Source organism: Serratia sp. CY81684 (genome assembly GCF_052166595.1).
Classification (GTDB): domain Bacteria; phylum Pseudomonadota; class Gammaproteobacteria; order Enterobacterales; family Enterobacteriaceae; genus Serratia; species Serratia nematodiphila.
Map to the genome: position 1 here is coordinate 1 of NZ_JBJNOO010000006.1, position 21,253 is coordinate 21,253.

The following is a 21,253-nucleotide window of genomic DNA, read 5'->3' on the forward strand; positions in this document are numbered from 1 at the left end:
AGGCTCAGGAACAGGTTATCTTCCCCCACGCTGGCGGCGATGGTGTTAAACGTCGCCTGGGCCGCGGCATGCCACTGGTAAAAGGTTTCACTGCGCTGAGGGCCCTCATCCTGCTCTGAGCGGTTCCACTTCTCGGCGAAGTTTTCCTCCGGCATGTGCGGGTTGCTGACCTGGAACTCTCCCTGCGTCGACACGATGAAATCCGGCATCAGTTCCAGTACGTCTAACAGAATATCCAGGTCGTTGTCGTAGGCGCGCCTGGCCGCAATGATGTGGTTGTAGGCATGGCAAGCCAGCGTGGTGATGATGACCGAAATTGGGCGGCAGCGCTGCTGGAGGTCATCCTGCTCGACGGCCCATTCGTCACGGTGGCGTTTGAGAATTTGTACGATGCGATTAAGCAATTTTTTGTCGGTGCTGTCCGGCAGCGGGAGCAGCGCCTCGGTGCCCACGCGGCTGGCGGAATCCATGACCAGAATGGTGCGGAGGGGCTGCACGCTGGCGCTGCTATCGAACCACTCGGCGTAGCCGCTGGGGTTGGACTCCTTCCAGGCGGTTTGCGCATCTACGACCCACAGCGGCTGGCCCGGATGTTGTGCGCCGGTGTGATCGCGGCCCGGCGTGATATCCAGATGATAATCTCCGGCATAGTTGATACGGAATCCACGGGGTAAATCGCTTAATAGATCTTTATAAGTGTTATGCGACTCCAGTCGCCGGCGAATGGCCGATATTACGCCGGTATAATCCGCCTGGGTGGCATGGGGCAGATAACAAATCAGGTCAATATCGTATTGCTCTTCATTTTTGGGCTTAACGGTGGTGTTGAGCCGCACGCTGCCCTGCGGGTAAATAACGGCATCTTGCAATAGCGGATCGTCGCCTTCAGACAGGAAGGTGCCGACCCCGTTATAGGCGCTTTTGATGTTGGCGTATTGGGTTTTGGTGAGATCCAGCGTTTCAATAATTTGCGATAATAAATCGGCGATACGCTGCTTTTTTCCTGCCGGCAGGCTTCTGGCGGTAGCGGAACCGTACATAGTATTTCCTTATGCTATGGGGGCCGCTGTACTGCGGGCGTGAGAACGCCACAGCGGCCAATAATAAAAAGGGGGGAAGCGATGGGCCGCAAGCAGGCCCACACACCGTATCAGTCATGACACTCGGGTGACGTCAGGGGCATTCCGGCAGGCTGAGCAGGTTATTGGGGTGTTCGCCGTCATTTTGCGTTTTGAGGTATTTATTCCCCGCCGCGCTGATTGAGACAATCACCCAGACGGAATGGCCATTCGCGGTGACCCAAAAGCGCCAGGTGCCCGCCTCGATACCGGCAATGGCGTCTGCTTGGGACAGAGACCAACGGGTGCCATCAGCATTGACGCCGCCGATAGCCTGAATGCGCTCATGCGCGTTTTGGCGATCGGATTTTCTGATACAGGTGACTTGATGGTCCGACATAACAACTCCTCGGTTAGGGGCATATTTACGCATAGGCGTAAGGGAAAATAAAAATAATGGGCCGGATAGCCCTCTACGTAACCTGGGTTGAAATCACTGCCATAAATGTATAGCCGGCTAATGGTGGTGCATTCAATAGCTAGCCTATTACGGGTGCTGAAGCTTCTAATTGTCTGTGGCGTTAATCATGTTTTTTGTCCTCATTAAAGTCAACATCAATAGGATGGTTTTTTTGATTTGTTATTATGTAATTTTTATAATTTGAGGAAATAATTTTTATAATTAATATTTATTTTAACAATGTATTGATGGCAGCTCGATTCTGAAGGCGTTTATTTTTGTAATTTAATTTAATTTAATTTAATTTAATCGCAATACTAGGTTTTATCTGTCATTGATAGGTTGCGCATCAGCCTGATAGCCCTATTAAATTCACGAGAGATATCAGGGCTAGGGCCGTGTTTTAGCTTGAGCGGGTGGGTATACCTCCGCTATGCGCAAGGTGTAGATCATGGTGGCGTTGGGGGGAACTTTCGGTGGGTAGCCTTTCTCCCCGTAAGCCTGTTCAGGAGGAACCACCAGGGTCATCGTACCGTGGTTTTGCAGCAGCGAAATGGCCTCTTTAAACAACGGTGGGAAATCCGCCACCGGCTGCGACAGCGTGGCGCCAGTTGCTTCCATATCTTGCACCACGGTGCCGTCGACCAGCGTTTCTTTTACCACCATATCCACCGAGGCGGTAGCGGGGATCTTCGCATCGCCCGCATAGTCGATACGGTACCAGAACCCGGACGATGCCCGGTGAACGCGCTTATCTTTCTTGAACTCCCCTAGATAGGCCGCGCCTTTTTGCCGTTGGGTTGCGCTGATTTTTTCTCTTGCGGATACCACCTTTTCCTCGGCGGTGGCCAGGATGTTATTGAGTTCATCATCCGACAACATCCGCTTGCCCGCAAAGGCATCTGCAATGCCAGCCAAGAGCATTCCCTTCTCCGATCTCACTCCCCAACGCTGCCGTTCTTCCTGCATTTGCAGAATTTCCTCTCCCAGTGAAACGCCTGCGGCGTAATCCTCACGCGGTTGTGCGCCTTTGAGCGCATCGGCCGTCACCAGAAGGGGGCTTCGCGCTTGCAAAGAAGCCATGTCGGCTCGCGTATCTGCCAGTTTCTTAACGGTTTCATCCAGTTCGGTTTGCATCAGTTGACGCTGTGACCGCCATTCAGCTTGCTGTTCCCGCAGCACCACGTCGCGCTTTTCTGCTTCCAGCAGCCAATTTTTTTGCTGGTTGGCTGCCGCTGATAAGGCCTGGTTTTCTGCTTTTGCTTTGGACAACTGTTGCTGCAATACCGCCCGATCCTGATCCCACCGCTGCTGTATCTGTACCAGGTTGGCTTTTGCCTGACGCTCTGTCGGTGTCACCCCCAACGCCTGGCGCAAGCTTTGCGCCAGTTGGGATAGCGCGGCCCAATCCGGCGTTGCCGTTACGGCGTTTTGTCGCAGACGGGTTATCTGTAATTTTAGCTGGGCTATTTCCGTGCGCTGTTGCTCGATAGCCTTATCCTTCATTCGCCAGGATTCGCGCTGTACTGGCGGTTTGTTGTCGGGCTTACCTTTCTCGGGGCTTGGGGTTGGGTGTTTTTCGGTGCGAGGGCGATCCCGCGCGGCAGGGGCTTTTTCTGCCGGGTAGCCTTTGTCGCTGTATTGCTCGGCAAACTGCAGCAAGGCCGGAATATCGGCATTACCCTTGCTTGGCGCCGATGAAGCCGCGGGCAGCAGCATCCCCCCAGCCAGGCAGGCCAAAAAACGGTAGGTCAGCCGTTTCCAGACGATCATTTTATCGCACCGCCGCGTTTCGCCAGTTCGGTAAGCAATGCCTGATTAATCTCGGCGCATTGATAGCTCACCTGATAACGATAGAGGGCATCAACGGTCTCTTGCGTGCGCTCGTTGACCTGGGGGCGCACACCGGCATATTGCGAAGCGCCGGACATCAGGTTGTCGAACACCTGTTTTTTAGTCGGGTAATCCGCCGTTTTCAGCGTCCCCAGTGCGTTTAAATTCTGTTGGCACTGCTTTAAATCCTGGGTTTCACGCTTGACCTTTTCATCCTGCAACGTGCTGGCCGAGGCGGTTTTTATCTGAGGCGTTTTGGTGGACTGGCAACCGCTTACCAACAGTACGCCCATCAATACTGCCGTGATGGGTAGAGACGAATGGCTCATGTTCAATTTCCTTTTCGTTGTTGATGGCTGGTTAAACCGCCTTGTAGCATCCAATGGAACAGTTCGTTAGTTCGCTTAAAATTCAATTTTTTCATCGCTGCGCGTTTGTGCGAGCTTATGGTCTTCTCCTTAATGCCCAAGAGGCTGGCAACGCCGGCATGTGTTTTTCCCTGCTGGAGTTGATACAGAACTTCTTGCTCACGCGGTGTGAGTGATTCGTGGTGGCAAACTTTGCTGCCTTGTCGCGTTCTTTCGGGCGAAGGTTGCGGGGCAAGTAGGGTGTTCCCAATAAGCTGCAACACGCTGTTCACCGATTGATGCCGGTATAAGATATTGGACTTGGCCAGGCCACGATAGAGATGCTGCAGGTGAGCATCTTTTCTTTCCGCGATGGCAAAATAAAGTGTTGCACTGTGGCCCCCTGGTCGATTGCCAGGTGAGATTAATGTACCGCAGCGAATGGCCTGAAAGACAATATCAGCAGCTATTCCCGCACAGGTACCAGTGTAAAAACGAATGTTTCTATGTTTTAAATGGTTGGATAGTGCCTTAATGAGCCCTATGGTGTAAAAGCTATCATCGTCGATTATGCGGATGGCCAATGTTGTCTTTATGGTGCCATTTTTCGTACCGGTCATGTGCTCTGCGCTCTGGTTTTCGTTTTTTGCCCTGGTCATTAATTTATTTTTAGATTCCGATTATCATTGTTATGTATGTACTTAGTTTGGTATGTACTTATCGACTAATCAGAATCAGCCATAGACTAACCAACGAGAAGTGTTCTGTTCAAGTTAACGATGTTTAATGGTCATGATTGGTGATAGTTTTTTATAATCTAGTTTTTATTAGATTTTTTCTCTGTGAATTTGGTTGTGTGGGGGGGGTATTAGATAGTTGGGCTGCAGGGGGCGTGAGGCTCTAAAGTGGCTTAATCAATTAATGACAGGTGATTAAGCCTGTTTATGAAGTTAATCTGGTGTTTTCACGCAAACAAAATGGGGGTTGGTTAGTCCTTTAATAAAATAGGCTTCATCATTTAATCTCTTGGTTTCCATATAGAAAGCGATGCCGGGTGCTTCTGGCAATACATACTGTTGCCAGAGGTGGTCTGGTAGGCTATCTATGGGGTGGTGCTCTTCCCGGGTGATCATGGTTTTCGAGTAGCCTTTAAAATCAGATTGCTTAATGACCATGAAAAGACGCCTGGAAATAACATAACTATTATCAGGATCTTTGAGGGAGCCCACCGCGAGCAATTCACTGCTGCCTTTATGGGCGGTGACGACGCTGATATCCAGATTAAGTTCAAGCGTTTTACCCTCTTTTGAAACGATGTGCGAACTCAAATGCGTGTTACAGCGAAAAGGTTTCCAGCTCTCGTGGTGGCGATAAACAAAAGCGCCACTCAAGACAACGATGATGACGCTCGATAAAACGATCACAATCTTTTTCATGTAAACCTACTCAACCTGTTTGAAGTTGTTACAGTTTGTATAGCTCATATCGCTGTTTTTGGCGCAAGCGGCCATAAAAGACACCTTAAGCAAGTTGTTGGCAGGGCGCGCTTCCATATAGTAAATGTCCCGATCGGTCTGCGTGCAATCGACCTCTTCATCAGCCAGCATCTTTTTCACTCGACCTGCTTGATCGGGCTCAGGTTTCCCTTCACCCAGAGTAAAGATCCGACATTTATCCTGAGTCCCGATGAGTGCGGGTTGTTCATTTTTGCTCAGGGTTAACCACGTCGTCGCCGCCGCGGTGACGCCCAGGGCAAGAAGGAGAGACAATGCCGCCATTTTCATTTTGCGTGATGGTTTTTTCGAACTTACGGCCACATCGCCCGCGACGATGTTTACCTCTGTCGCCTGCTGACTTATCGGCGGCAGAAGATCCATCTGTTCAGCCGATAGCGATTCCTTTGGCGGCTTGGTCTCCGGGTGGATTTCCGCATCCATTTTAAAGCCTATCCGCGGCACGGTGATCAGTATGTCTTTGCTTAGCCCAAGTGCTTCAAAGGCTTTTCTCAGCTCACTGATATGGTTGCTCAATGTGGCGCTGGACGGAGAAAACCCATAATCCTCCCAGACGTGCTTGATCAGCGCTTCACGCGTTAATTCAATTTTATTATTCCTTATCAGCTCGCTTAATAACCGTGTAGCCGGATTAGATAACCCTACCGTTAGTAAGTTATCGTTCTTAAGCATCAACAATTGACTGTCCGGATCGAAAATCAGGGTGAGATTTATTATATATTTCATTTGGATACCTGTTTAATTCTGGTGCGTAAGCATAAAATTAGTCAATGATAAGAATAGTCTTGCTTGGGTAGTGAGGGGGAATCTAAGGGAGGTTAACACTTGTAGTCAACACCCTTTAGAAAAATTATTCACCACCTGAAATGACATTGAATTTAAAGGAGTGTTATTTTTTAATTAATTCAAATCATTGGTTTTATATTCTTAATTTTATTTTAATTTTTTGTGATTTTGGAGTTTTAATCTAATTAATTGCAATTAATTAGATTATTTAGCTATTGTGTTTTTTTGTCGATATCATGATTTCCAGTTGCCGGTAGTGATAACACGGCCTTGAGAACGGAGGCGTAAGTTTCCTATTCCATGGGCCGGTTGTGTGAATCTGAATACATGGCGACTTCACACAAATGGGAAATGACCTTAATTAAGGATAAAGTAGAAATGAAATTGAATAAAATTATGATGGCAGCAGTATTGGCATTCGGCACTATTTCTGGCGCACAGGCTGCTGATCAAGGACACGGTAAAGTGACCTTCACCGGCTCCATTATTGATGCACCTTGCTCAATTGACCCTAAGTCTATTGATCAGACTGTAGATCTGGGCTCAGTGTCTAACGTTTCCCTGCTTAATGGTGGTAACTCTGACCCGAAACCGTTTGAAATCCATCTGGAAAAATGCAGCCTGGACACCGCTAAAACCGTGACCACCACCTTTGACGGTGCGGCTGGCAAAAATGGCCTGCTGGGTATGACGGGCGATGCCAAAGGCGCCAGCATTGCGATTACCGATGGTAGCAATAATGTCATTGAACTGGGCAAACCTACCACGGGCCAACTGATCAGCGCGGGTGCCACAGAAGCAACTCTGGCCTTCAGCGCTTATCTGAAAGGCGACGGCGGCGATGATAAATCTATCGTTCCGGGTAAATTCCAGAGCGTGGCTAACTTCATCCTGAACTACAAATAATTTGATTTATTGACTGGATTAATCATGCATGCGGGCAGAGGCCCGCATGCATTCTTGTCAGGGTGGCGTGCAGGAGAATAATGAGATGAAAAGGCTAAAAATGCGTTATTCGGCGTTTTGCCTGTTAATGCTGTTACCTATGGAGAGCAGCCTGGCTGCGGCAGGTTGGGGGCGGGTTAACATGCAAGGTGCCGTAATAGAAACGGCCTGCGCCATTGATACCGACAGCCGAGATCAGACTATTGATATGTCCACGGTGCCGTTGAGCCAAATAATGCGTGATGGGAAAGGTGCTACCCGACCCTTCAGTATTCGCCTGGTTAATTGTGTTTTGGATCGCATAGATGAAAATTTACCGAAGTGGCAACGATTTCAGGTGACATTTGATGGTCGGGAGGATAATGGATTATTCGGTGTCGATGGGCAAGCGCGCGGGGTTGCGCTACAACTTGCCGACAGCGAAGGCAATATCGTTTCGCCAGGCAACCCAACGCCGTTGCTGGACATTACCGAAGGGAACAGAGAATTAAATTATTCGCTGCGACTGGTCAGTAATCAACAGTTATTACGCAGTGGGGAATACACTTCGAGTATTAAATTTAAAATGGATTATTACTGAATAGATTCTAGCGATGCGTTAAACATTAAATTTTAATTCACAGGGTGTGCCTTTTACTTATTTCCTTTTCGTGGAAATAAAGAGGGTTTGCATTGATAGCCTTGGCGTAAAAATAAGAATAAAAGGGATTGATAAGCATGATGATGCCGAGCTGGACTTTATTGCCCTTCCGCCCGCGTGCTGTGGGTATTTATATTGCCTGCGCATTGGGTTTGTTTGGGTATTACGCCAGTGCGGAAGAGGTGCAGTTCAATACTGACGTTCTGGATGTTAAAGATCGCGATAATATTGACCTGGGCCAGTTCTCGCGTGGCGGTTATATCATGCCGGGCGATTACATGATGCTAGTGCGTGTTAATAAGCAGGAGTTGCCTGAGCAAAGTGTTATTTTTTACCCGGCGGAACAGGACGCGAACGATAGCGCTGCATGTATCAGCACGGCAATGGTGGAACAATTTGGCTTAAAACCAGACATGAAAGAAAAGCTGACCTGGTGGCATCAGGGCGAGTGCTTATCGTTGGAGAGCCTGCCGGGCACCGCGGTGCGCGGCGATTTAGGTACCGCCAGCCTGACCCTGAGCGTGCCGCAGGCCTACCTGGAATATGCCGCCGATAACTGGGATCCGCCGTCGCGTTGGGATGAGGGCGTGCCGGGCTTGCTGTTGGATTATTACCTCAACGCGCAGACCCAGCGGCAACAGCAACGCGGGCAGCAGGGGTATAACCTCAGCGGCAACGGTACGCTGGGCGCAAACCTCGGGGCATGGCGGTTACGGGCGGACTGGCAGACACGGCTGGATCATCAAACCGGCAGCGGTGAGGGCACACGCCAAAATTGGGACTGGAGCCGTTATTACGCCTATCGCGCAATACCGCATTTGGGGGCAAAGCTGTCGGTTGGTGAGAACTACCTGTATTCCGACATCTTCGATAGCTTCCGCTTTACCGGTGCCAGCCTGATCAGCGACGACAGCATGTTGCCGCCGAACCTGCGCGGCTATGCGCCGGAGGTCACCGGGGTGGCGCGCACCAACGCCAAGGTGGTGATCAGCCAGCAGGGGCGGGTGCTGTATGAAACCCAGGTCGCATCCGGTCCGTTCCGTATTCAGGACATCAACGATGCGGTTTCGGGGCAGTTGGATGTGCGGGTGGAAGAACAGGACGGCAGCGTGCAGGAATTCCGTATCGATACCGCCAGCATCCCGTATCTGACCCGACCGGGGACGGTGCGCTACAAAGTGGCCAGCGGCCGCCCTTCGGACTGGAAGCACAGTACCAACGGCCCGCTGTTTGCGACCGGTGAATTTTCCTGGGGAGTCAGCAACGGCTGGTCGCTGTACGGTGGCGGTGTAGCGGGCGGTGATTACAACGCACTGGCGGTCGGTATCGGGCGGGATCTGATGATGTTCGGCGCACTGTCGTTCGACGTGACTCAGTCGCGGGCACGCTTGCCACAACTGGAGGACGGCACCCTGACCGGCGGCTCCTACCGGCTGAGCTACTCGAAAAACTTCGACGAGTACGACAGCCAGGTCACCTTCGCCGGTTACCGCTTCTCGGAACGGAACTATATGTCGATGAGCGAATATCTGGATGCGCGTACCTACGGCACGCGTAACCAGAACAGTAAAGAGATGTACACCATCAGCTTCAGCCAGCACTTCCGCGATCTTGGGTTAAGTGCCTACCTGAACTACAACCATCAGACTTACTGGAACAGTACGGCGAACGATCGTTACACCCTGACGCTGTCGCGCAATTTTGATGTTGGCCAGTTCAGGAACCTGAGTCTGTCGCTGACGGGGTACCGCAATAAGTATAACGGCGTCAACGATGACGGCATGTATCTCTCGCTGTCGATGCCGTGGGGCGGCAGTGGGTCGCTCAGTTACAGCGGCAGTTTCGACCGCAACGACAACACCCACCAGGTGGGGTATTACGATCGGCTGGACAACGGCGACAGCTATCAGTTGAGCAGCGGCATCACCCGCAACGGCGCAACGGCGAGCGGTTATTACACCCATCAGGGCGATATAGCGCAGGTTAACGCCAACGCCAGCTATCAGGAAGGGCGCTATTCATCCGCTGGCCTGTCGCTGGAAGGGGGCGCCACCGCCACCCTGAAAGGCGCGGCGCTGCACAGATCGGGGATGATTGGCGGTACCCGCATGATGCTGGACACCGGCGGCGTTGCGGATATTCCGATCGGCGGTTATGGCGTGGTGACGCGTACCAACCGCTTCGGCAAGGCGGTGGTGACGGATGTCGGTAGTTATTACCGCAATCGGGTCAGCATCGATGTAAACAAGTTGCCAGAGAATGCCGAAGCGACACGATCAGTGGTGCAGGCCACCCTGACCGAAGGGGCGATTGGTTACCGCCGATTTGAAGTGATCGCCGGTGAGAAAGCGATGGCGGTGATCCGCCTAGCGGACGGCTCCACGCCGCCGTTTGGTGCCACGGTGCAAAACCACAAAAAGCAGGATGTGGGCATCGTTAACGACGACGGCAATGTGTACCTGAGCGGCATTAACCCGAACGAGGAAATGACCGTGCGATGGGATGGGCGGGCGCAGTGCGCGCTGACATTACCGGCGCAAATACCGCCAGGCGATGTGGCCAAGCTGTTGTTGCCGTGCCGCCTGTTGCCGGAGGCGGCGGCGGAATAACGACGGAAACGAAAACCTATTTAGCCACAGAGACAGGCCGGGGCTGCTTTTCTACCACTGGCCATTTTATTGAATTTAAAGAAGTGAGTAATTAACGATGAACCTAATGAAACAATCCTTTTTTCCGCTGATGAGCGGTCTGCTAGCCGGTGTGTTGGGCCTGCAGCAGGCTCAGGCGGCGATAGCGCTGGATCGCACCCGCGTGGTGTTCAACGGCAGCGAGAAATCGACCAGCCTGAGCGTTAGCAACGAGAACAAACAACTGCCTTACCTGGCGCAAGGTTGGGTGGAAGACGCCCAGGGCAATAAAATAACCACTCCGTTGACGGTACTGCCACCATTGCAGCGCCTGGAGCCGGGGGCAAAAAGCCAGATGAAGGTACAGGCTTTACCGGCTGCCAACCTGTTGGCGCAAGATCGTGAGACGCTGTTCTACTTCAACCTGCGCGAGATCCCGCCAAAGAGCGAAAAACCCAACACACTGCAACTGGCACTGCAAACGCGGATCAAACTGTTTTATCGGCCAAAAGCGCTAATCAGTGCCGAAAGCGCGGCACCCTGGCAGGAACAGCTGACGCTAACCAAATTTGGCGACAAATTTCAGGTGAACAACCCAACGCCGTATTACGTCACCATTGTGGATGCCAGCAGCAAACCAGGGGCGGTGGGGGCTAAGGGCTTTGAACCGCTGATGGTGGCGCCAAAAAGCAAAGAGACGTTGAATCTGGGGGCGTCTGCGCTGGGCAATGCGCCGGTACTGACCTACGTCAATGATTACGGCGGCCGCCCACAGTTGCAGTTCAGCTGTAGCGGGGCCGAGTGCAAGGCTAAACCAGTCAAGCCAAGCTGATAAGCGGGCGTAAAGAGGGAACTGAACATGCAACAGAGAAAACAGAGGAGCGGCTTCCTGTCTTGCCCTGAACGGCAATACCTGTTGGCCCGAGTGGCTGCGGTGATGATGGTGCCGGTGGTGATCGGCAGCATGCTGGCGCTGATGCCCGCGGCCAGCGCGGCAGATAACGGGAACGTTGACGGTGCCAATGGGGTGTTGCATGTGCGTGGTGCCTTGACCGAAAGCGCCTGTCGCCTGGAAATGGCCTCGGCTTATCAGGATGTGTGGCTGGGGGAAACTGGTACCGCCCGGTTGGCGCAGGTAGGAGCGCAGGGTACGCCGGTGGCGGTGCAGTTGCGTTTGCGGGATTGTTTACGCAGCCCGGCAAACAGTCGCGATCAGCGCAGCGGCAACCTGCTGTGGAACCTGAATCAACCTGCGGTTTCCGTTAGCTTCGTTGCACCGGCGGATACGGATAATCCGCAATTGATCGGGGTGCGTGGGGCTTCCGGCATCGGGTTACGGATGCTTGATGCACAGGGACGGGACATTCGTCTGGGGAGCCGTGGGGCGCCGCTGGTGCTGGCGGCGGGGCAAGATAGCCTGACCTATAGCCTGATGCCGGAACGGACGCGGGCTCCGTTGCGGGCAGGTGCTTATTTGGCCCATATCGACTTCAGGCTTAACTATGATTAGGGCGAAAGAGATGGCTGCTGAACGCGTATATCGATTGCCGCTGGTTATGGCATGCTTGGCGCTTGCGAGCTGGTGGGCAACCGCACCGGTGCTGGCAAAAACCGCTACGGCGACGGTAACCGTCAAGATTACGGTAGTGGAGCCGCCGTGCGACATCAACAACAACAACTTGATTGAAGTGAATTTCGGTAATGACGTGATGACCACCCGCGTTGACGGCGAATATAAAAAAATGCCGATCGTCTATGCGGTGCAGTGCCAGGGAGGCGCGGCCGGCGCTGCACGGATGCGTATTGAAGGTAACGGCGCCACGTTTGATTCCGAGGTATTAAAGACCAATAGAACAGATTTAGGCATCGAGCTGCTCAACGTTAATAGCGGCAAGCGGCTGCCAATTAATAGATGGTTGAACTTCAATTATCCCGCATTACCCGTGCTTGAGGCTGTGCCGGTAAAACGGGTTGGCGCCAAACTCAGCGGCGGAGTTTTTTCCGCCGGTGCGACGATGATGGTGGAATATCGATGAAACTTTATTCAGGTGTTGCCTTGTTGTTCGCCTGCTGCACACTGAGCAGAGCGGGAATGGCGGCGGAGAACATGACGTTTTTCGGCACCCTGGTCGAACCCCCTGCCTGCACGATTAATAACGGCGGACTGGTGGACGTCGATTTCGGCAATCGCGTGGGGATAAAAAAGGTCGATGGGGTGAATTATTTGCAGCCAATGAACTACCAGGTCAATTGTGATCCCAACGCGCAGGCTTGGGCAATAACGCTGGAAATCGTTGGCGTCTCGGCGGATTACGATCGGGCGGCGGTGGTGACTGGTGTCAAGGATCTGGCCATTCAGATTAAACAGAACGGTGTCCCGTTTGAGCTTAATAAGCCGATACCCATCCAACTGACGAACCTGCCCCACTTGGAGGCTGTGCCGGTAAAACGCCAGGGCGCGACGCTAAAAGAAGGGCCATTTGAGGCTACGGCTACCCTAAAGGCGGTTTACCAATGAACGGGTATCCGCGGTTTCTCAATACGGCGCTGATTGCCGGGCTATTGGCGCTGAGCTGTGCCGCACTGGCCGACAATGTACGTTTGCATGGCGCATTGGTGGCAGAGCCCTGTGTGATCGCGCCAGGGGACGAAAATGTGAGGCTCGATTTTGGCACGGTGATCGACAAATACTTGTACGCCAATGAACGTACCCACGGGCAGGCGTTCGATATTCGCTTGGGGGAGTGCGATTTGAGCCTGGGGAAAACGGTCAAGGTGACCTTCAGCGGAACGGAAAACCAGAGTCTTAAGGGGTTGCTGGCGATTGAGGGGGGCAGCCAGGCGTCTGGCATCGCGATCGGTATGGAAACGCAGGGCGGCCAACCTCTCCCGCTGAACAAGGCCGGTGAGGGATACCGGCTGGTTGCTGGCAATAATACCCTGACGGTGCTGGCCTATGTGCAGGGTGAGCCGGAGGCTATCGCTCGCCGCACCATAGAGCACGGCCCGTTCAGCGCGATTGCCACCTTCCGCTTGGAATATGAATAAGGCGGATATGGACTGGCTCGAGGCCTATCGCTGGGTGAAGAGTCGACGGCGACATGCGCCGCCCAATGCGGATATTTGGCATTTGCGTTTCCACTGGGCCGAGCGTAGAGCCGCCATTTATCGGCGAGTGCGCAACGGCGATTACCGTTTGCTGCCGATGCAGCTTTACCGCTATCGCGATCGCAGTTGGGTGCAATGGAGCGCGCAAGATGCGCTGGTGCTGAAATGGGTCTGCTTGCGGGTGGAAAATGACCTGCCCACCCATGAACGCTGCGTTCACCTCAAAGGGCGTGGTGGGGGTAAACTGTCGGTCGAGAATGTATGGCGTGAACTCACCTGCGGTGATTACGCCTTTGTTTATCGAACGGATATCCGCGGTTATTACCGGCATATCCGCAAGGCGCAAGTACTGAGCCTGGTGCAGCAGCATATTGATGATCCGGTGCTTATCGATCTGATTGAGCAGTATTTGTATTACAGCGTCGAGGACGGGGGCGAGATTTTTACCCCGCGGTACGGCATTTGTCGCGGTTGTGCGCTTAGCCCGCTGATCGGCGCCAGTCTATTGCATCATGTCGACAGTTATTTTTCCGCGCAGGAAGGAACCTTTTATTCGCGCTATATGGATGATTTTTTGCTGTTTACCCGTACACGCTGGCACCTGAAGCGCTGCGTGAAACGCCTGCACGGATTTTTTAATTTGGGTGGATTTGAAACCCACCCCGACAAAACTCGACTGGGGAGAATTGAACATGGTTTTGACTGGCTGGGCGTGTGGTTTACCCCTGAGGGCACCACCATCGCGCCGCGCGCGTTAGAAAATTACCGTACTCAACGCCTGCGGCTTTACGAGCAGGCCCGGGGGCGGGGACTGTCAGTGGCAGAATCCGACGCACGGGTGCAGGCGTATGAAAAACGCTGGAACATATGGGCAGATGGAATGCTCCGACGATGAATGATTGCTCTCAAAACGATAGCTGGCAAAGGCAGGGACTACTGTGAGAAAAATACTAGACATCAGGGTCGTGGTGGTGATGTCGGCCATCGCGGCGTTCGACGCTACATGTGAAGGTGTGGTGGAAGGTGGTTACCAGGTCCCTCCTCTTCCATACGTGACCGTATACCCTGGGGGGCCGACAGTAGTAGGGTCTGTTAACGGTTTACCGGGGAGCTGCGGGGTGTTTGGCCAGGTATGGGATAAGCCAGGGGCTGGTAGACGGTCTACAGTATATCGTAAGGACTTCGGCGAATCGGATTTATCCGGGAAAAGTTATTGCATGGGGGTGCAGATTGCCGGGAAGGGTGTGGGGGACCCACGGGAAACTGCCGAGCTCGTGTTCGAACGTATGAAGGCGGGTATGAGGGTGCCGCACTCGCAAGCAGGGACTCCTGGTAGTTATGTTGACGTTAACGAATCTCTTTGTTTATATGCTGCTGTCGTCGGTATAACTACATGGCCTGAGATGCGGAGGTTTCATTTTAGAAAGCATGGGTTCACCCTCCCTGGATGGCCTGATCATTGTACATTGCGGGCCGTGCCCAAACCCGTTTTATGCTCGATCGTAGGGCGTGGTGAAATCGTCCACCAGACTGCCTCTGTTGGTACGGTCTATCGTCGGAATAAGGTTTCTCTTGGGGTGGAATGTGATGGTACTGCGTCCGTGGTCCTGGATGTACCCCGCAACCCCGCGGTACTTCGAACCGAGAATAAACAAATCGAATCCGGTATTTATTTAAATCGAGATGGAGTTTATTCCGCGACGGTTACCGCGGCTCCCCATGGATCTGTGGACGTAATAAGTGTAGTGGACACAGATGTTAGATTTGCAGGGACGTATAACGGATCGGTAGTGGTGACTGCCACGTGGGATTAGCTAGACAGCTTAGTGGGTTCTGAATTGGGAATGTGGGTAACGGTAGATCTGGTGAAATGAAGTGATGACAGTCCCCCCCGAAAAACCGGTATGTGCATAGGAAGAATGTCTCGTGGACTGGACCGGCGAATGTTTATGAAAAAGTCATGTTTTACAGACAGATAGAACTCGGTCATCCAGAAGCAAGACGAATCGGAATGCCTATGGCTGAACTGTGCCGCGAGCATGGAATGAACAATGCCAGTTCTATGGGAGGCGTTCACCGTTTGGCGGGATGGATGCCTCCATGATCGCCCGCCCTGGAGGAGCTGGAACACGAAAACCGTTGTCTCAAACTGATGTATGCCGAAGAGCGGCTTAAATCGGGTATTATTATGGGGGCCATGGCAAAAACGTGGTGCAGCCCTCCCAGTGAAAGCAGCTGGTACTTGGACCGAGGTCCGAAGCCGACGCATCAACATACATTTTGCCTGCCTGTTGGTTCTGACAGAAAAAGCTGCTATCGCTACCAACCTGAGTTGAATGAAGAACATGTCGTTATTGCCGATTTGATGATTCGTATCACTGACAGGCAGCACAACTGGGGGTTTGGTCTGTGTTTTTTGTATCCTCGTAACGTGAAAAGCTTTAAGTTCAACCACAAAACAGTGTACCGGATTTACTGCGAGTTATCGCTGAACATGCGAATAAACCCCAAAAAACTGCTGAAAAGGGATAAGCCTTAACCGCTTGCCGTACCTGAATGCAGCAATGAATACTGGTCGATGGACTTCCTACGCGAGCGGTGAGCGGCTGGACTTTCTGTCCGTCTGCTGAATGTCATTTCCGGCTATCCCGTGACGCGCTGACCATTGAGGTCGATTTTTCTAGCCCGCCATTCGGGTTGTCAGAGTACTGGAACAACTCATTGAATGGAAAGGAAAACCCAAAGCAATCCGCTGTGATACCGGTCCAGAATATACCAGTAATACCTTGATATTATGGATAATTATGTAGGAGTCAGGACTGATTTCGTTCAGCCGGGTAATCCGCGGAGAAATGCTTATTTTGATCGTTACAAACGGACTGTGTGTTATGACTGGCTGGGGCCGCATCTGTTTACATCACAGGATGAATTACAAAACTAAGCCACCGGGTGGCAAGGTTTTTTATAATCACGAACGACCCAATATGGCGTTGAATGGTTACACACCGATGAAGCATCTTCAGCGAATGGCCTGATTCTACTTATTATGTAAGCATCCCGGTAAAACGGACCATTCACTTTTAGAGATCTTCCGACATACTGATTATGTCCCCTGAGGAGATCGTCATGCGTAAAGCCCGATTCACCGAGCACCAGATCATTACCGTTCTGAAGTCTGTCGAAGCCGGACGTACCGTTAAGGATGTTTGCCGCGAAGCGGGAATATCCGAAGCTTCCTATTACAACTGGAAAGCAAAGTATGGCGGGATGGAAGCTTCTGATATCAAAAAGATGAAGGATCTGGAGGACGAAAACCGGCAGCTCAAACAGATGTTTGCTGATCTCAGCCTTGAATGTCTGGCCCTGAAAGACGTTATCGAAAAAAAGCTTTAAAGCGAGCGATAAAGCGGGAGCTCGTCAGTTATCTGGCGGCACAGTTTGCCATGAGTATCCGCCAGGCATGCAGGACATTATCGCTGAGCAGGACGGTGTATTTTTATCAGCCCGATACCCGGCGTGATGAACCGGTGATCCGGGCTTTGACTGAACTGGCAGAACGCTATCCACGATACGGTTTTAAAAAGCTGTTCCAACTACTGCGCAGACAGGGCAACACCTGGAACCATAAACGTGTTCACCGGATTTATTGCCTGCTGAAACTGAATTTTCGTCGCAAAGGAAAGCAACGTCTGCCAGTGCGTAATCCGGCCTCGCTGGCCACAACGGGATCGCTGAACCAGAGCTGGTCCATTGATTTTATGCACGATGCGCTGGTCTGCGGCAGGCGCTTCCGGACCTTCAACGTGGTAGATGATTTTAACCGTGAAGCACTGGCGATAGAAATCGACCTGAATATCCCTGCTCAGCGAGTCGTCCGGGTGCTGGACAGGATCGTGGCAAACCGTGGTTACCCACTGAAGATGCGGATGGACAACGGGCCCGAACTGGTCTCACTGGCGCTGGCCCAATGGGCCGAAGAACATGGTGTGCAGCTCGAATTTATCAAGCCGGGTAAGCCTACACAAAATGCTTTTATCGAACGGTTCAACCGGACATACCGAACAGAAATCCTGGATTTTTATCTGTTCAGAACACTGAATGAAGCGCGGGAAATTACAGAGCGCTGGCTGAAGGAATATAACAACGAGCGGCCTCATGAATCCCTGAACAACCTGACGCCGGCAGAGTACCGGCTGATGGCTGAAACACCGGATATCTCAAAAAGTGCATGGAACTAAAGCCGGGATGCTTACAGTTCACTCCTGACTGTTGGTTCAAATGCGACACTTACGTTAAACCCATTAGGTAAAGCGCCGAACACGAATATCCTTAATTTAGAGTAACACTCTTGTAGGAGTTCGAAGTGGTAGTGTACGCACTGAAGTGACTGGTTTTAGCCGAGTTTTTGATAAGTAATCACCGGTGAATGTATTGATTTTTTTGTTAAAAATTGAAAGGTGTGATCCCTGTGACCTGTTTTGTCATTAATCTTTTTTGATCAGTACCTGTTTGTTTGATTCGATTGAAAATTGACCATTTAAAATATGGTGGTATAAGGATTTGTATAATACAGAAATTAACTTTTATAAATGCCTTTTATATCAATGTGATGGGTTTTAACTATCCCTCCTGTGATCTTCCGCCAATCAATATCTCCCAACCTCCTCTGTGATTGTCGGCTCCGGTAGAGTGAGTTTGCTTCTTTCGCTTTGTGTTAGTGCAGCTTGCGTGGGTAGAAGAAACGTTCATGAAGAAGGACTATGAGGCAGTAAGCCGTTGACGTAAAAACCGCTTACGCGGCCTTTTTATTTCTGAGAAACAGGGCAAGCAGATACAGGGCGCCCAGCGGCAGGGCCATGACATAACAGAATGCATAATACAGGATCAGCACGCCATTTTTGCCTATGGTATCGGCGAACAGTCCGCGGTGCCAAAATTCTTCACTCGTGAACTGCAGGGCGGCCGTTTCAGTGCCTTTTTTAGCACAGGGATACAGTAAAAAGCTCAGGATGGAGAGGATCAACGAAAGTGCGATATTCACCATGTCCTGGAAAGAATAGATGTAATAAAGCGCGATAAAAAAGTAAGTCACGCCCCACGCCTGACTTTTCCAATAATACACTTTGGTCATTTTCGCCTCCCTGCGCATGAGTTCCTTTCTGTTTCGTGCTTGGCGAAATGGAACATCGATGCCATTGCCCGCGCCGCTCGGTTTACCCAAGACGTCTGAGTATGCGCAGGGCTTCGGCAAAATGCCATATTACCGGCTTATCTGGCAGGCGTATTTGGGTTCTGCCGCGAGCGTCTCTTCTCCCCAACCCCTAACCCCCTCACTCCCTCTGCAAAAAGAACTGCTTGATGGTCTGCCGCAGCCAGCGATGCGCCGGATCGCGATCCAGGCGCGGGTGCCAGGCCTGCACGATAAACACCGATTCCAGCTCGAGCGGTAGCTCGATCTCCGCCAACGGCAGGCGGATGTTGCTCACCCCCTGCAGTACGTGGCGCGGCAGCGGCAGGATAAAGTCCGATTTCATGGTCAGCATCATCGCCGAATGGAAGCCCGGCAGGGTCAGGGCGACGTTGCGCTGCAGGCCGAGATCGCGCAGCGCGTCGTCGATTGGCCCCTGCGAGCGCCCACGGCGGGAGACGCTGATATGCGGGTAATGAGTCAGGGTTTCGGGCGTTACCCGGCCGATGATTGGGTGCCCAGGGCGCACCAGCGCCTGAAAGGTGCTGGTGAACAGGCTCTGCGTCTTGATTTCCGGGTGCCAGTCGCGCGAGGAACCGATCACCAGATCCACCTTGCCGCTGCGCAGCGCGTCATCCTCGCCGTCGCTTTCAGCGATAAACTTCAGGCCGCTTAACGGCGCCATGTCCCGCAGCGTCTCCAGCAAGCCGCCCGCCAGCGCGCCGATAAAAATGTCGTTGGCGCGAATGGTGAAGGTTCGGGTCAGCTTGCCGGGTTCGAACGCATCATTCGGTGCGATCAGCGCGGCGGCCTGCTCGATGATCTCGCCGAGCTGGCGTTTCAACTCCAGCGCGCGCGGCGTCGGCACCAGATGCTTGCCGGCCCTGACCATGATCGGATCGTCGAACTGCCGGCGGATGCGCCCCAGAATGCGGCTCATCGCCGGCGCGCTCAGATTCATCTTCTCGGCGGCGCCGCTCACGCTCCCTTCTTCCAGCAGCAGATTCAGCGCATAGATCAGGTTGAAATCAATTTTTTGCGGCATGGCCTCTCCGGTGGTGGTGCGTTCAATGGATTGCGTTTTGTGCAATTAGTTAATTACATCATTTCATTTTAAACAATCGAAATAAGTCCGGATACTGCCCACGACAACAAAGATTGAGGCTGAAACAGCAGGAGTGGGGAATGGTTGAGGTGTCTGTTACGCCGCACCACAAGAATCGATGGCTCGCCAGCGCCGGCGAAATCAACGGCCGCACCTGGCTGGGGTTGTTCGGCGTGTTTTTGGCGGTGATGGCCAGCGGCGTGGGGGAAAACGCCAGCAAGTTCGCGCTGGCGGATATACAGGGCGGCATGCTGCTGAGTTTCGATGCCGGCAGTTGGCTGACCACCTGTTACGTTACCGGCTTTGTGATCGGTTCCGGGTTCACGCCCTGTTTTTGGCCGACCTTTTCGTTGCGCCGGGTGGCGTTGACGATGTGCGGCATTTACCTGGCCGGCGGGCTGCTGACGCCCTGGTTGGGAGAACAGTATGGCGTGTTGCTGGCGGTGCGCAGCCTGCAGGGCTTCGCCGGCGGCGCGTTGCCGCCGATGCTGATGACGGTGGTGCTGCGTTTTATGCCGCCGCTGATCAAGGTGTTGGGGCTGGGCGCCTACGGCTGGGTCTCGGCATGGAGCGCTACGCTGGGCGCCACCGCCGCCGCCTTCGCCTTTCACTGGGGTTGGAGCGGATACTTCTACTGGAACCTGCCGCTGATGGCGATCGCCGCTGTGTGTATCGGCTACGGTCTGCCGCAGGATCCGCTGCGGCTGGAGCGCCTGCGGCAGTTCAACTGGCGCGGCTTGCTGCTCGGCGGCATGGCGCTCGGCATGCTGACGGTGGGCATCTCACAGGGGGAGCGGCTCGACTGGCTGAACTCGCCGCTGATCTACGTTTTATTGTTGGGCGGCGGCGGATTATTGGCGTTATTTCTGATGAACGAATGGTATCACCCGCTGCCTTTTTTCAATTTGCAGCTATTAAGTAAAAGGAATTTGTCCTTCTCCTTAATTACGTTGGGTGGCGTGCTGTTAATTATGGTGTCGCTGGTCAATATTACGTCGGGATATTTATCCGCGATCCAGGGTTATCGTCAGGAACAAACTTCCGACTTAATGCTGTGGGTGGCGTTGCCGCAATTAATTACGCTGCCGATTGTCGCCATTATTTGCAATACGCCGCGGGTGGATTGCCGCTGGGTGCTGGCGATCAGCCTGCTGTTGATGGCCACCGCCTACGTGCTGGCCGCCCAGCTGACGCCGGAATGGAACGGCGACACGTTCCGCGTTATCGCGCTGTTGCAGGCGGTCGCGCAACCGATGGCGATCATCCCCCTGCTGATGCAGGCGACCGGTGGGCTGTTGCCGACCGACGGGCCGTTTGCGGCGGCCTGGTTTAACGCGGTGAAAGGCTTTGCGGCCACCGCGGCCGGCGGCGCCATCGCGCTGCTCAGCCGACAGCGCGGGGACTATCACGCCGGCACGATCGCCGACGGTTTTGGCTCGGCCTACAGCAGCGCATCGGGGTCGGCGGAGCAGCTGGCGCAACTTGCCGCCCGGCAGGGCCACGTGCTGGCCAGCGCCGATCTTTATCTGTTGGTTGCCGGCCTGGCGTTATTACTGACCGCGCTGATTTTAGTTATGCCGACCCGTATTTACCCGCCGCGTTCGGTCGCCGCCTGACATTTTATCATCAGAAATAAATATTA

General features: G+C 53.0%; 20 protein-coding genes and 1 pseudogene. 12 read left to right on the forward strand and 9 right to left on the reverse strand.

Annotated elements, in window-relative coordinates:
- From ACJ8QF_RS20855 to ACJ8QF_RS20885, 7 genes are all read right to left on the reverse strand, one after another.
- Positions 1-1,040 (reverse strand): SMODS domain-containing nucleotidyltransferase (locus tag ACJ8QF_RS20855; RefSeq protein WP_442537836.1); only part of this gene is annotated, 1,040 nt, incomplete at its 3' end.
- Between the two features lie 133 nt (positions 1,041-1,173).
- On the reverse strand, positions 1,174-1,458 hold the full coding sequence (locus tag ACJ8QF_RS20860; protein WP_176326450.1) for a DUF3892 domain-containing protein: 285 nt from the start codon (positions 1,456-1,458) through the stop codon (positions 1,174-1,176).
- A gap of 450 nt (positions 1,459-1,908) precedes the next feature.
- Positions 1,909-3,291 carry an FKBP-type peptidyl-prolyl cis-trans isomerase N-terminal domain-containing protein gene (locus ACJ8QF_RS20865; protein ID WP_255201737.1) on the reverse strand — a complete coding sequence of 461 codons (1,383 nt, stop codon included), beginning with the start codon at positions 3,289-3,291 and terminating at the stop codon, positions 1,909-1,911.
- Positions 3,288-3,680 carry a hypothetical protein gene (locus tag ACJ8QF_RS20870; protein ID WP_147827632.1) on the reverse strand — a complete coding sequence of 131 codons (393 nt, stop codon included), beginning with the start codon at positions 3,678-3,680 and terminating at the stop codon, positions 3,288-3,290. Before ACJ8QF_RS20870 ends, ACJ8QF_RS20865 begins: the two co-directional genes overlap by 4 nt.
- Positions 3,681-3,682: 2 nt before the next feature.
- On the reverse strand, positions 3,683-4,318 hold the full coding sequence (locus ACJ8QF_RS20875; protein ID WP_176326449.1) for a helix-turn-helix transcriptional regulator: 636 nt from the start codon (positions 4,316-4,318) through the stop codon (positions 3,683-3,685).
- 330 nt (positions 4,319-4,648) lie between these two features.
- Positions 4,649-5,134: a hypothetical protein gene (locus ACJ8QF_RS20880; RefSeq protein WP_147827630.1), complete on the reverse strand. Its 486-nt coding sequence runs from the start codon at positions 5,132-5,134 to the stop codon at positions 4,649-4,651.
- A gap of 6 nt (positions 5,135-5,140) precedes the next feature.
- Entirely contained in the window at positions 5,141-5,938 is a 798-nt protein-coding gene (locus ACJ8QF_RS20885; protein ID WP_147827629.1) for a winged helix-turn-helix domain-containing protein, read from the reverse strand.
- A gap of 438 nt (positions 5,939-6,376) precedes the next feature.
- Here ACJ8QF_RS20885 and ACJ8QF_RS20890 point away from each other — a divergent pair, with 438 nt between their 5' ends.
- From ACJ8QF_RS20890 to ACJ8QF_RS20940, 11 genes and pseudogenes are all read left to right on the forward strand, one after another.
- On the forward strand, positions 6,377-6,904 hold the full coding sequence (locus ACJ8QF_RS20890; RefSeq protein WP_164096045.1) for a fimbrial protein: 528 nt from the start codon (positions 6,377-6,379) through the stop codon (positions 6,902-6,904).
- Between the two features lie 85 nt (positions 6,905-6,989).
- The gene (locus tag ACJ8QF_RS20895) at positions 6,990-7,523 is read left to right on the forward strand and encodes a fimbrial protein (RefSeq protein ID WP_147827628.1); all 534 of its coding nucleotides are present in this window, start codon (positions 6,990-6,992) and stop codon (positions 7,521-7,523) included.
- A 137-nt stretch (positions 7,524-7,660) separates the two neighbouring features.
- Complete coding sequence (locus ACJ8QF_RS20900) at positions 7,661-10,192, forward strand: outer membrane usher protein (RefSeq protein WP_217904332.1); 2,532 nt, start codon at positions 7,661-7,663, stop codon at positions 10,190-10,192.
- Positions 10,193-10,298: 106 nt separating this feature from the next.
- Positions 10,299-11,042: a fimbria/pilus periplasmic chaperone gene (locus ACJ8QF_RS20905; RefSeq protein WP_276529439.1), complete on the forward strand. Its 744-nt coding sequence runs from the start codon at positions 10,299-10,301 to the stop codon at positions 11,040-11,042.
- Between the two features lie 27 nt (positions 11,043-11,069).
- Positions 11,070-11,720: a fimbrial protein gene (locus ACJ8QF_RS20910; RefSeq protein WP_411292231.1), complete on the forward strand. Its 651-nt coding sequence runs from the start codon at positions 11,070-11,072 to the stop codon at positions 11,718-11,720.
- Between the two features lie 10 nt (positions 11,721-11,730).
- Positions 11,731-12,246 (forward strand): fimbrial protein, encoded by a 516-nt coding sequence (locus ACJ8QF_RS20915; protein ID WP_255201736.1) that lies wholly within the window; start codon positions 11,731-11,733, stop codon positions 12,244-12,246.
- Positions 12,243-12,728: a fimbrial protein gene (locus ACJ8QF_RS20920; RefSeq protein WP_176326447.1), complete on the forward strand. Its 486-nt coding sequence runs from the start codon at positions 12,243-12,245 to the stop codon at positions 12,726-12,728. Before ACJ8QF_RS20915 ends, ACJ8QF_RS20920 begins: the two co-directional genes overlap by 4 nt.
- The gene (locus tag ACJ8QF_RS20925; RefSeq protein ID WP_176326446.1) at positions 12,725-13,258 is read left to right on the forward strand and encodes a fimbrial protein; all 534 of its coding nucleotides are present in this window, start codon (positions 12,725-12,727) and stop codon (positions 13,256-13,258) included. The genes ACJ8QF_RS20920 and ACJ8QF_RS20925 overlap by 4 nt, the downstream gene beginning before the upstream one ends.
- 7 nt (positions 13,259-13,265) lie before the next feature.
- The gene (locus ACJ8QF_RS20930; protein ID WP_255201735.1) at positions 13,266-14,213 is read left to right on the forward strand and encodes a reverse transcriptase domain-containing protein; all 948 of its coding nucleotides are present in this window, start codon (positions 13,266-13,268) and stop codon (positions 14,211-14,213) included.
- A gap of 1,065 nt (positions 14,214-15,278) precedes the next feature.
- Positions 15,279-16,353: pseudogene (locus ACJ8QF_RS20935) on the forward strand (DDE-type integrase/transposase/recombinase).
- 91 nt (positions 16,354-16,444) lie between these two features.
- Positions 16,445-17,556, forward strand: a protein-coding gene (locus ACJ8QF_RS20940) for an IS3 family transposase (RefSeq protein ID WP_176326444.1) whose coding sequence is annotated in 2 segments (ribosomal slippage) — positions 16,445-16,706 and positions 16,706-17,556 — 1,113 coding nt in all. Because the reading frame shifts where the segments join, the coding sequence is not laid out codon by codon here.
- Between the two features lie 554 nt (positions 17,557-18,110).
- On the opposite strand, the gene ACJ8QF_RS20945 is transcribed toward ACJ8QF_RS20940, so the two are convergent.
- Positions 18,111-18,449 carry a colicin E1 family microcin immunity protein gene (locus ACJ8QF_RS20945; protein ID WP_004934067.1) on the reverse strand — a complete coding sequence of 113 codons (339 nt, stop codon included), beginning with the start codon at positions 18,447-18,449 and terminating at the stop codon, positions 18,111-18,113.
- A 199-nt stretch (positions 18,450-18,648) separates the two neighbouring features.
- Positions 18,649-19,551 carry a LysR family transcriptional regulator gene (locus tag ACJ8QF_RS20950; RefSeq protein WP_049242627.1) on the reverse strand — a complete coding sequence of 301 codons (903 nt, stop codon included), beginning with the start codon at positions 19,549-19,551 and terminating at the stop codon, positions 18,649-18,651.
- Positions 19,552-19,691: 140 nt separating this feature from the next.
- Between ACJ8QF_RS20950 and ACJ8QF_RS20955 the strand changes: the two genes are divergently transcribed.
- A complete protein-coding gene (locus ACJ8QF_RS20955) occupies positions 19,692-21,227 on the forward strand; it encodes an MFS transporter (RefSeq protein ID WP_442537837.1) in 1,536 nt (511 codons plus the stop codon).
- The last annotated feature ends 26 nt before the right edge of the window (positions 21,228-21,253 follow it).

Bases quoted from the DNA above. Each gene is read 5' to 3' on its own strand.
- ACJ8QF_RS20890 (WP_164096045.1), top strand. From the start codon at position 6,377: ATGAAATTGAATAAAATTATGATGGCAGCAGTATTGGCATTCGGCACT.
- ACJ8QF_RS20910 (WP_411292231.1), top strand. From the start codon at position 11,070: ATGCAACAGAGAAAACAGAGGAGCGGCTTCCTGTCTTGCCCTGAACGG.
- ACJ8QF_RS20875 (WP_176326449.1), bottom strand. From the start codon at position 4,318: ATGACCGGTACGAAAAATGGCACCATAAAGACAACATTGGCCATCCGC.
- ACJ8QF_RS20860 (WP_176326450.1), bottom strand. From the start codon at position 1,458: ATGTCGGACCATCAAGTCACCTGTATCAGAAAATCCGATCGCCAAAAC.
- ACJ8QF_RS20870 (WP_147827632.1), bottom strand. From the start codon at position 3,680: ATGAGCCATTCGTCTCTACCCATCACGGCAGTATTGATGGGCGTACTG.
- ACJ8QF_RS20955 (WP_442537837.1), top strand. From the start codon at position 19,692: ATGGTTGAGGTGTCTGTTACGCCGCACCACAAGAATCGATGGCTCGCC.
- ACJ8QF_RS20925 (WP_176326446.1), top strand. From the start codon at position 12,725: ATGAACGGGTATCCGCGGTTTCTCAATACGGCGCTGATTGCCGGGCTA.
- ACJ8QF_RS20880 (WP_147827630.1), bottom strand. From the start codon at position 5,134: ATGAAAAAGATTGTGATCGTTTTATCGAGCGTCATCATCGTTGTCTTG.
- ACJ8QF_RS20930 (WP_255201735.1), top strand. From the start codon at position 13,266: ATGGACTGGCTCGAGGCCTATCGCTGGGTGAAGAGTCGACGGCGACAT.
- ACJ8QF_RS20915 (WP_255201736.1), top strand. From the start codon at position 11,731: ATGGCTGCTGAACGCGTATATCGATTGCCGCTGGTTATGGCATGCTTG.
- ACJ8QF_RS20920 (WP_176326447.1), top strand. From the start codon at position 12,243: ATGAAACTTTATTCAGGTGTTGCCTTGTTGTTCGCCTGCTGCACACTG.
- ACJ8QF_RS20900 (WP_217904332.1), top strand. From the start codon at position 7,661: ATGATGATGCCGAGCTGGACTTTATTGCCCTTCCGCCCGCGTGCTGTG.
- ACJ8QF_RS20895 (WP_147827628.1), top strand. From the start codon at position 6,990: ATGAAAAGGCTAAAAATGCGTTATTCGGCGTTTTGCCTGTTAATGCTG.
- ACJ8QF_RS20905 (WP_276529439.1), top strand. From the start codon at position 10,299: ATGAAACAATCCTTTTTTCCGCTGATGAGCGGTCTGCTAGCCGGTGTG.
- ACJ8QF_RS20885 (WP_147827629.1), bottom strand. From the start codon at position 5,938: ATGAAATATATAATAAATCTCACCCTGATTTTCGATCCGGACAGTCAA.
- ACJ8QF_RS20945 (WP_004934067.1), bottom strand. From the start codon at position 18,449: ATGACCAAAGTGTATTATTGGAAAAGTCAGGCGTGGGGCGTGACTTAC.
- ACJ8QF_RS20865 (WP_255201737.1), bottom strand. From the start codon at position 3,291: ATGATCGTCTGGAAACGGCTGACCTACCGTTTTTTGGCCTGCCTGGCT.
- ACJ8QF_RS20950 (WP_049242627.1), bottom strand. From the start codon at position 19,551: ATGCCGCAAAAAATTGATTTCAACCTGATCTATGCGCTGAATCTGCTG.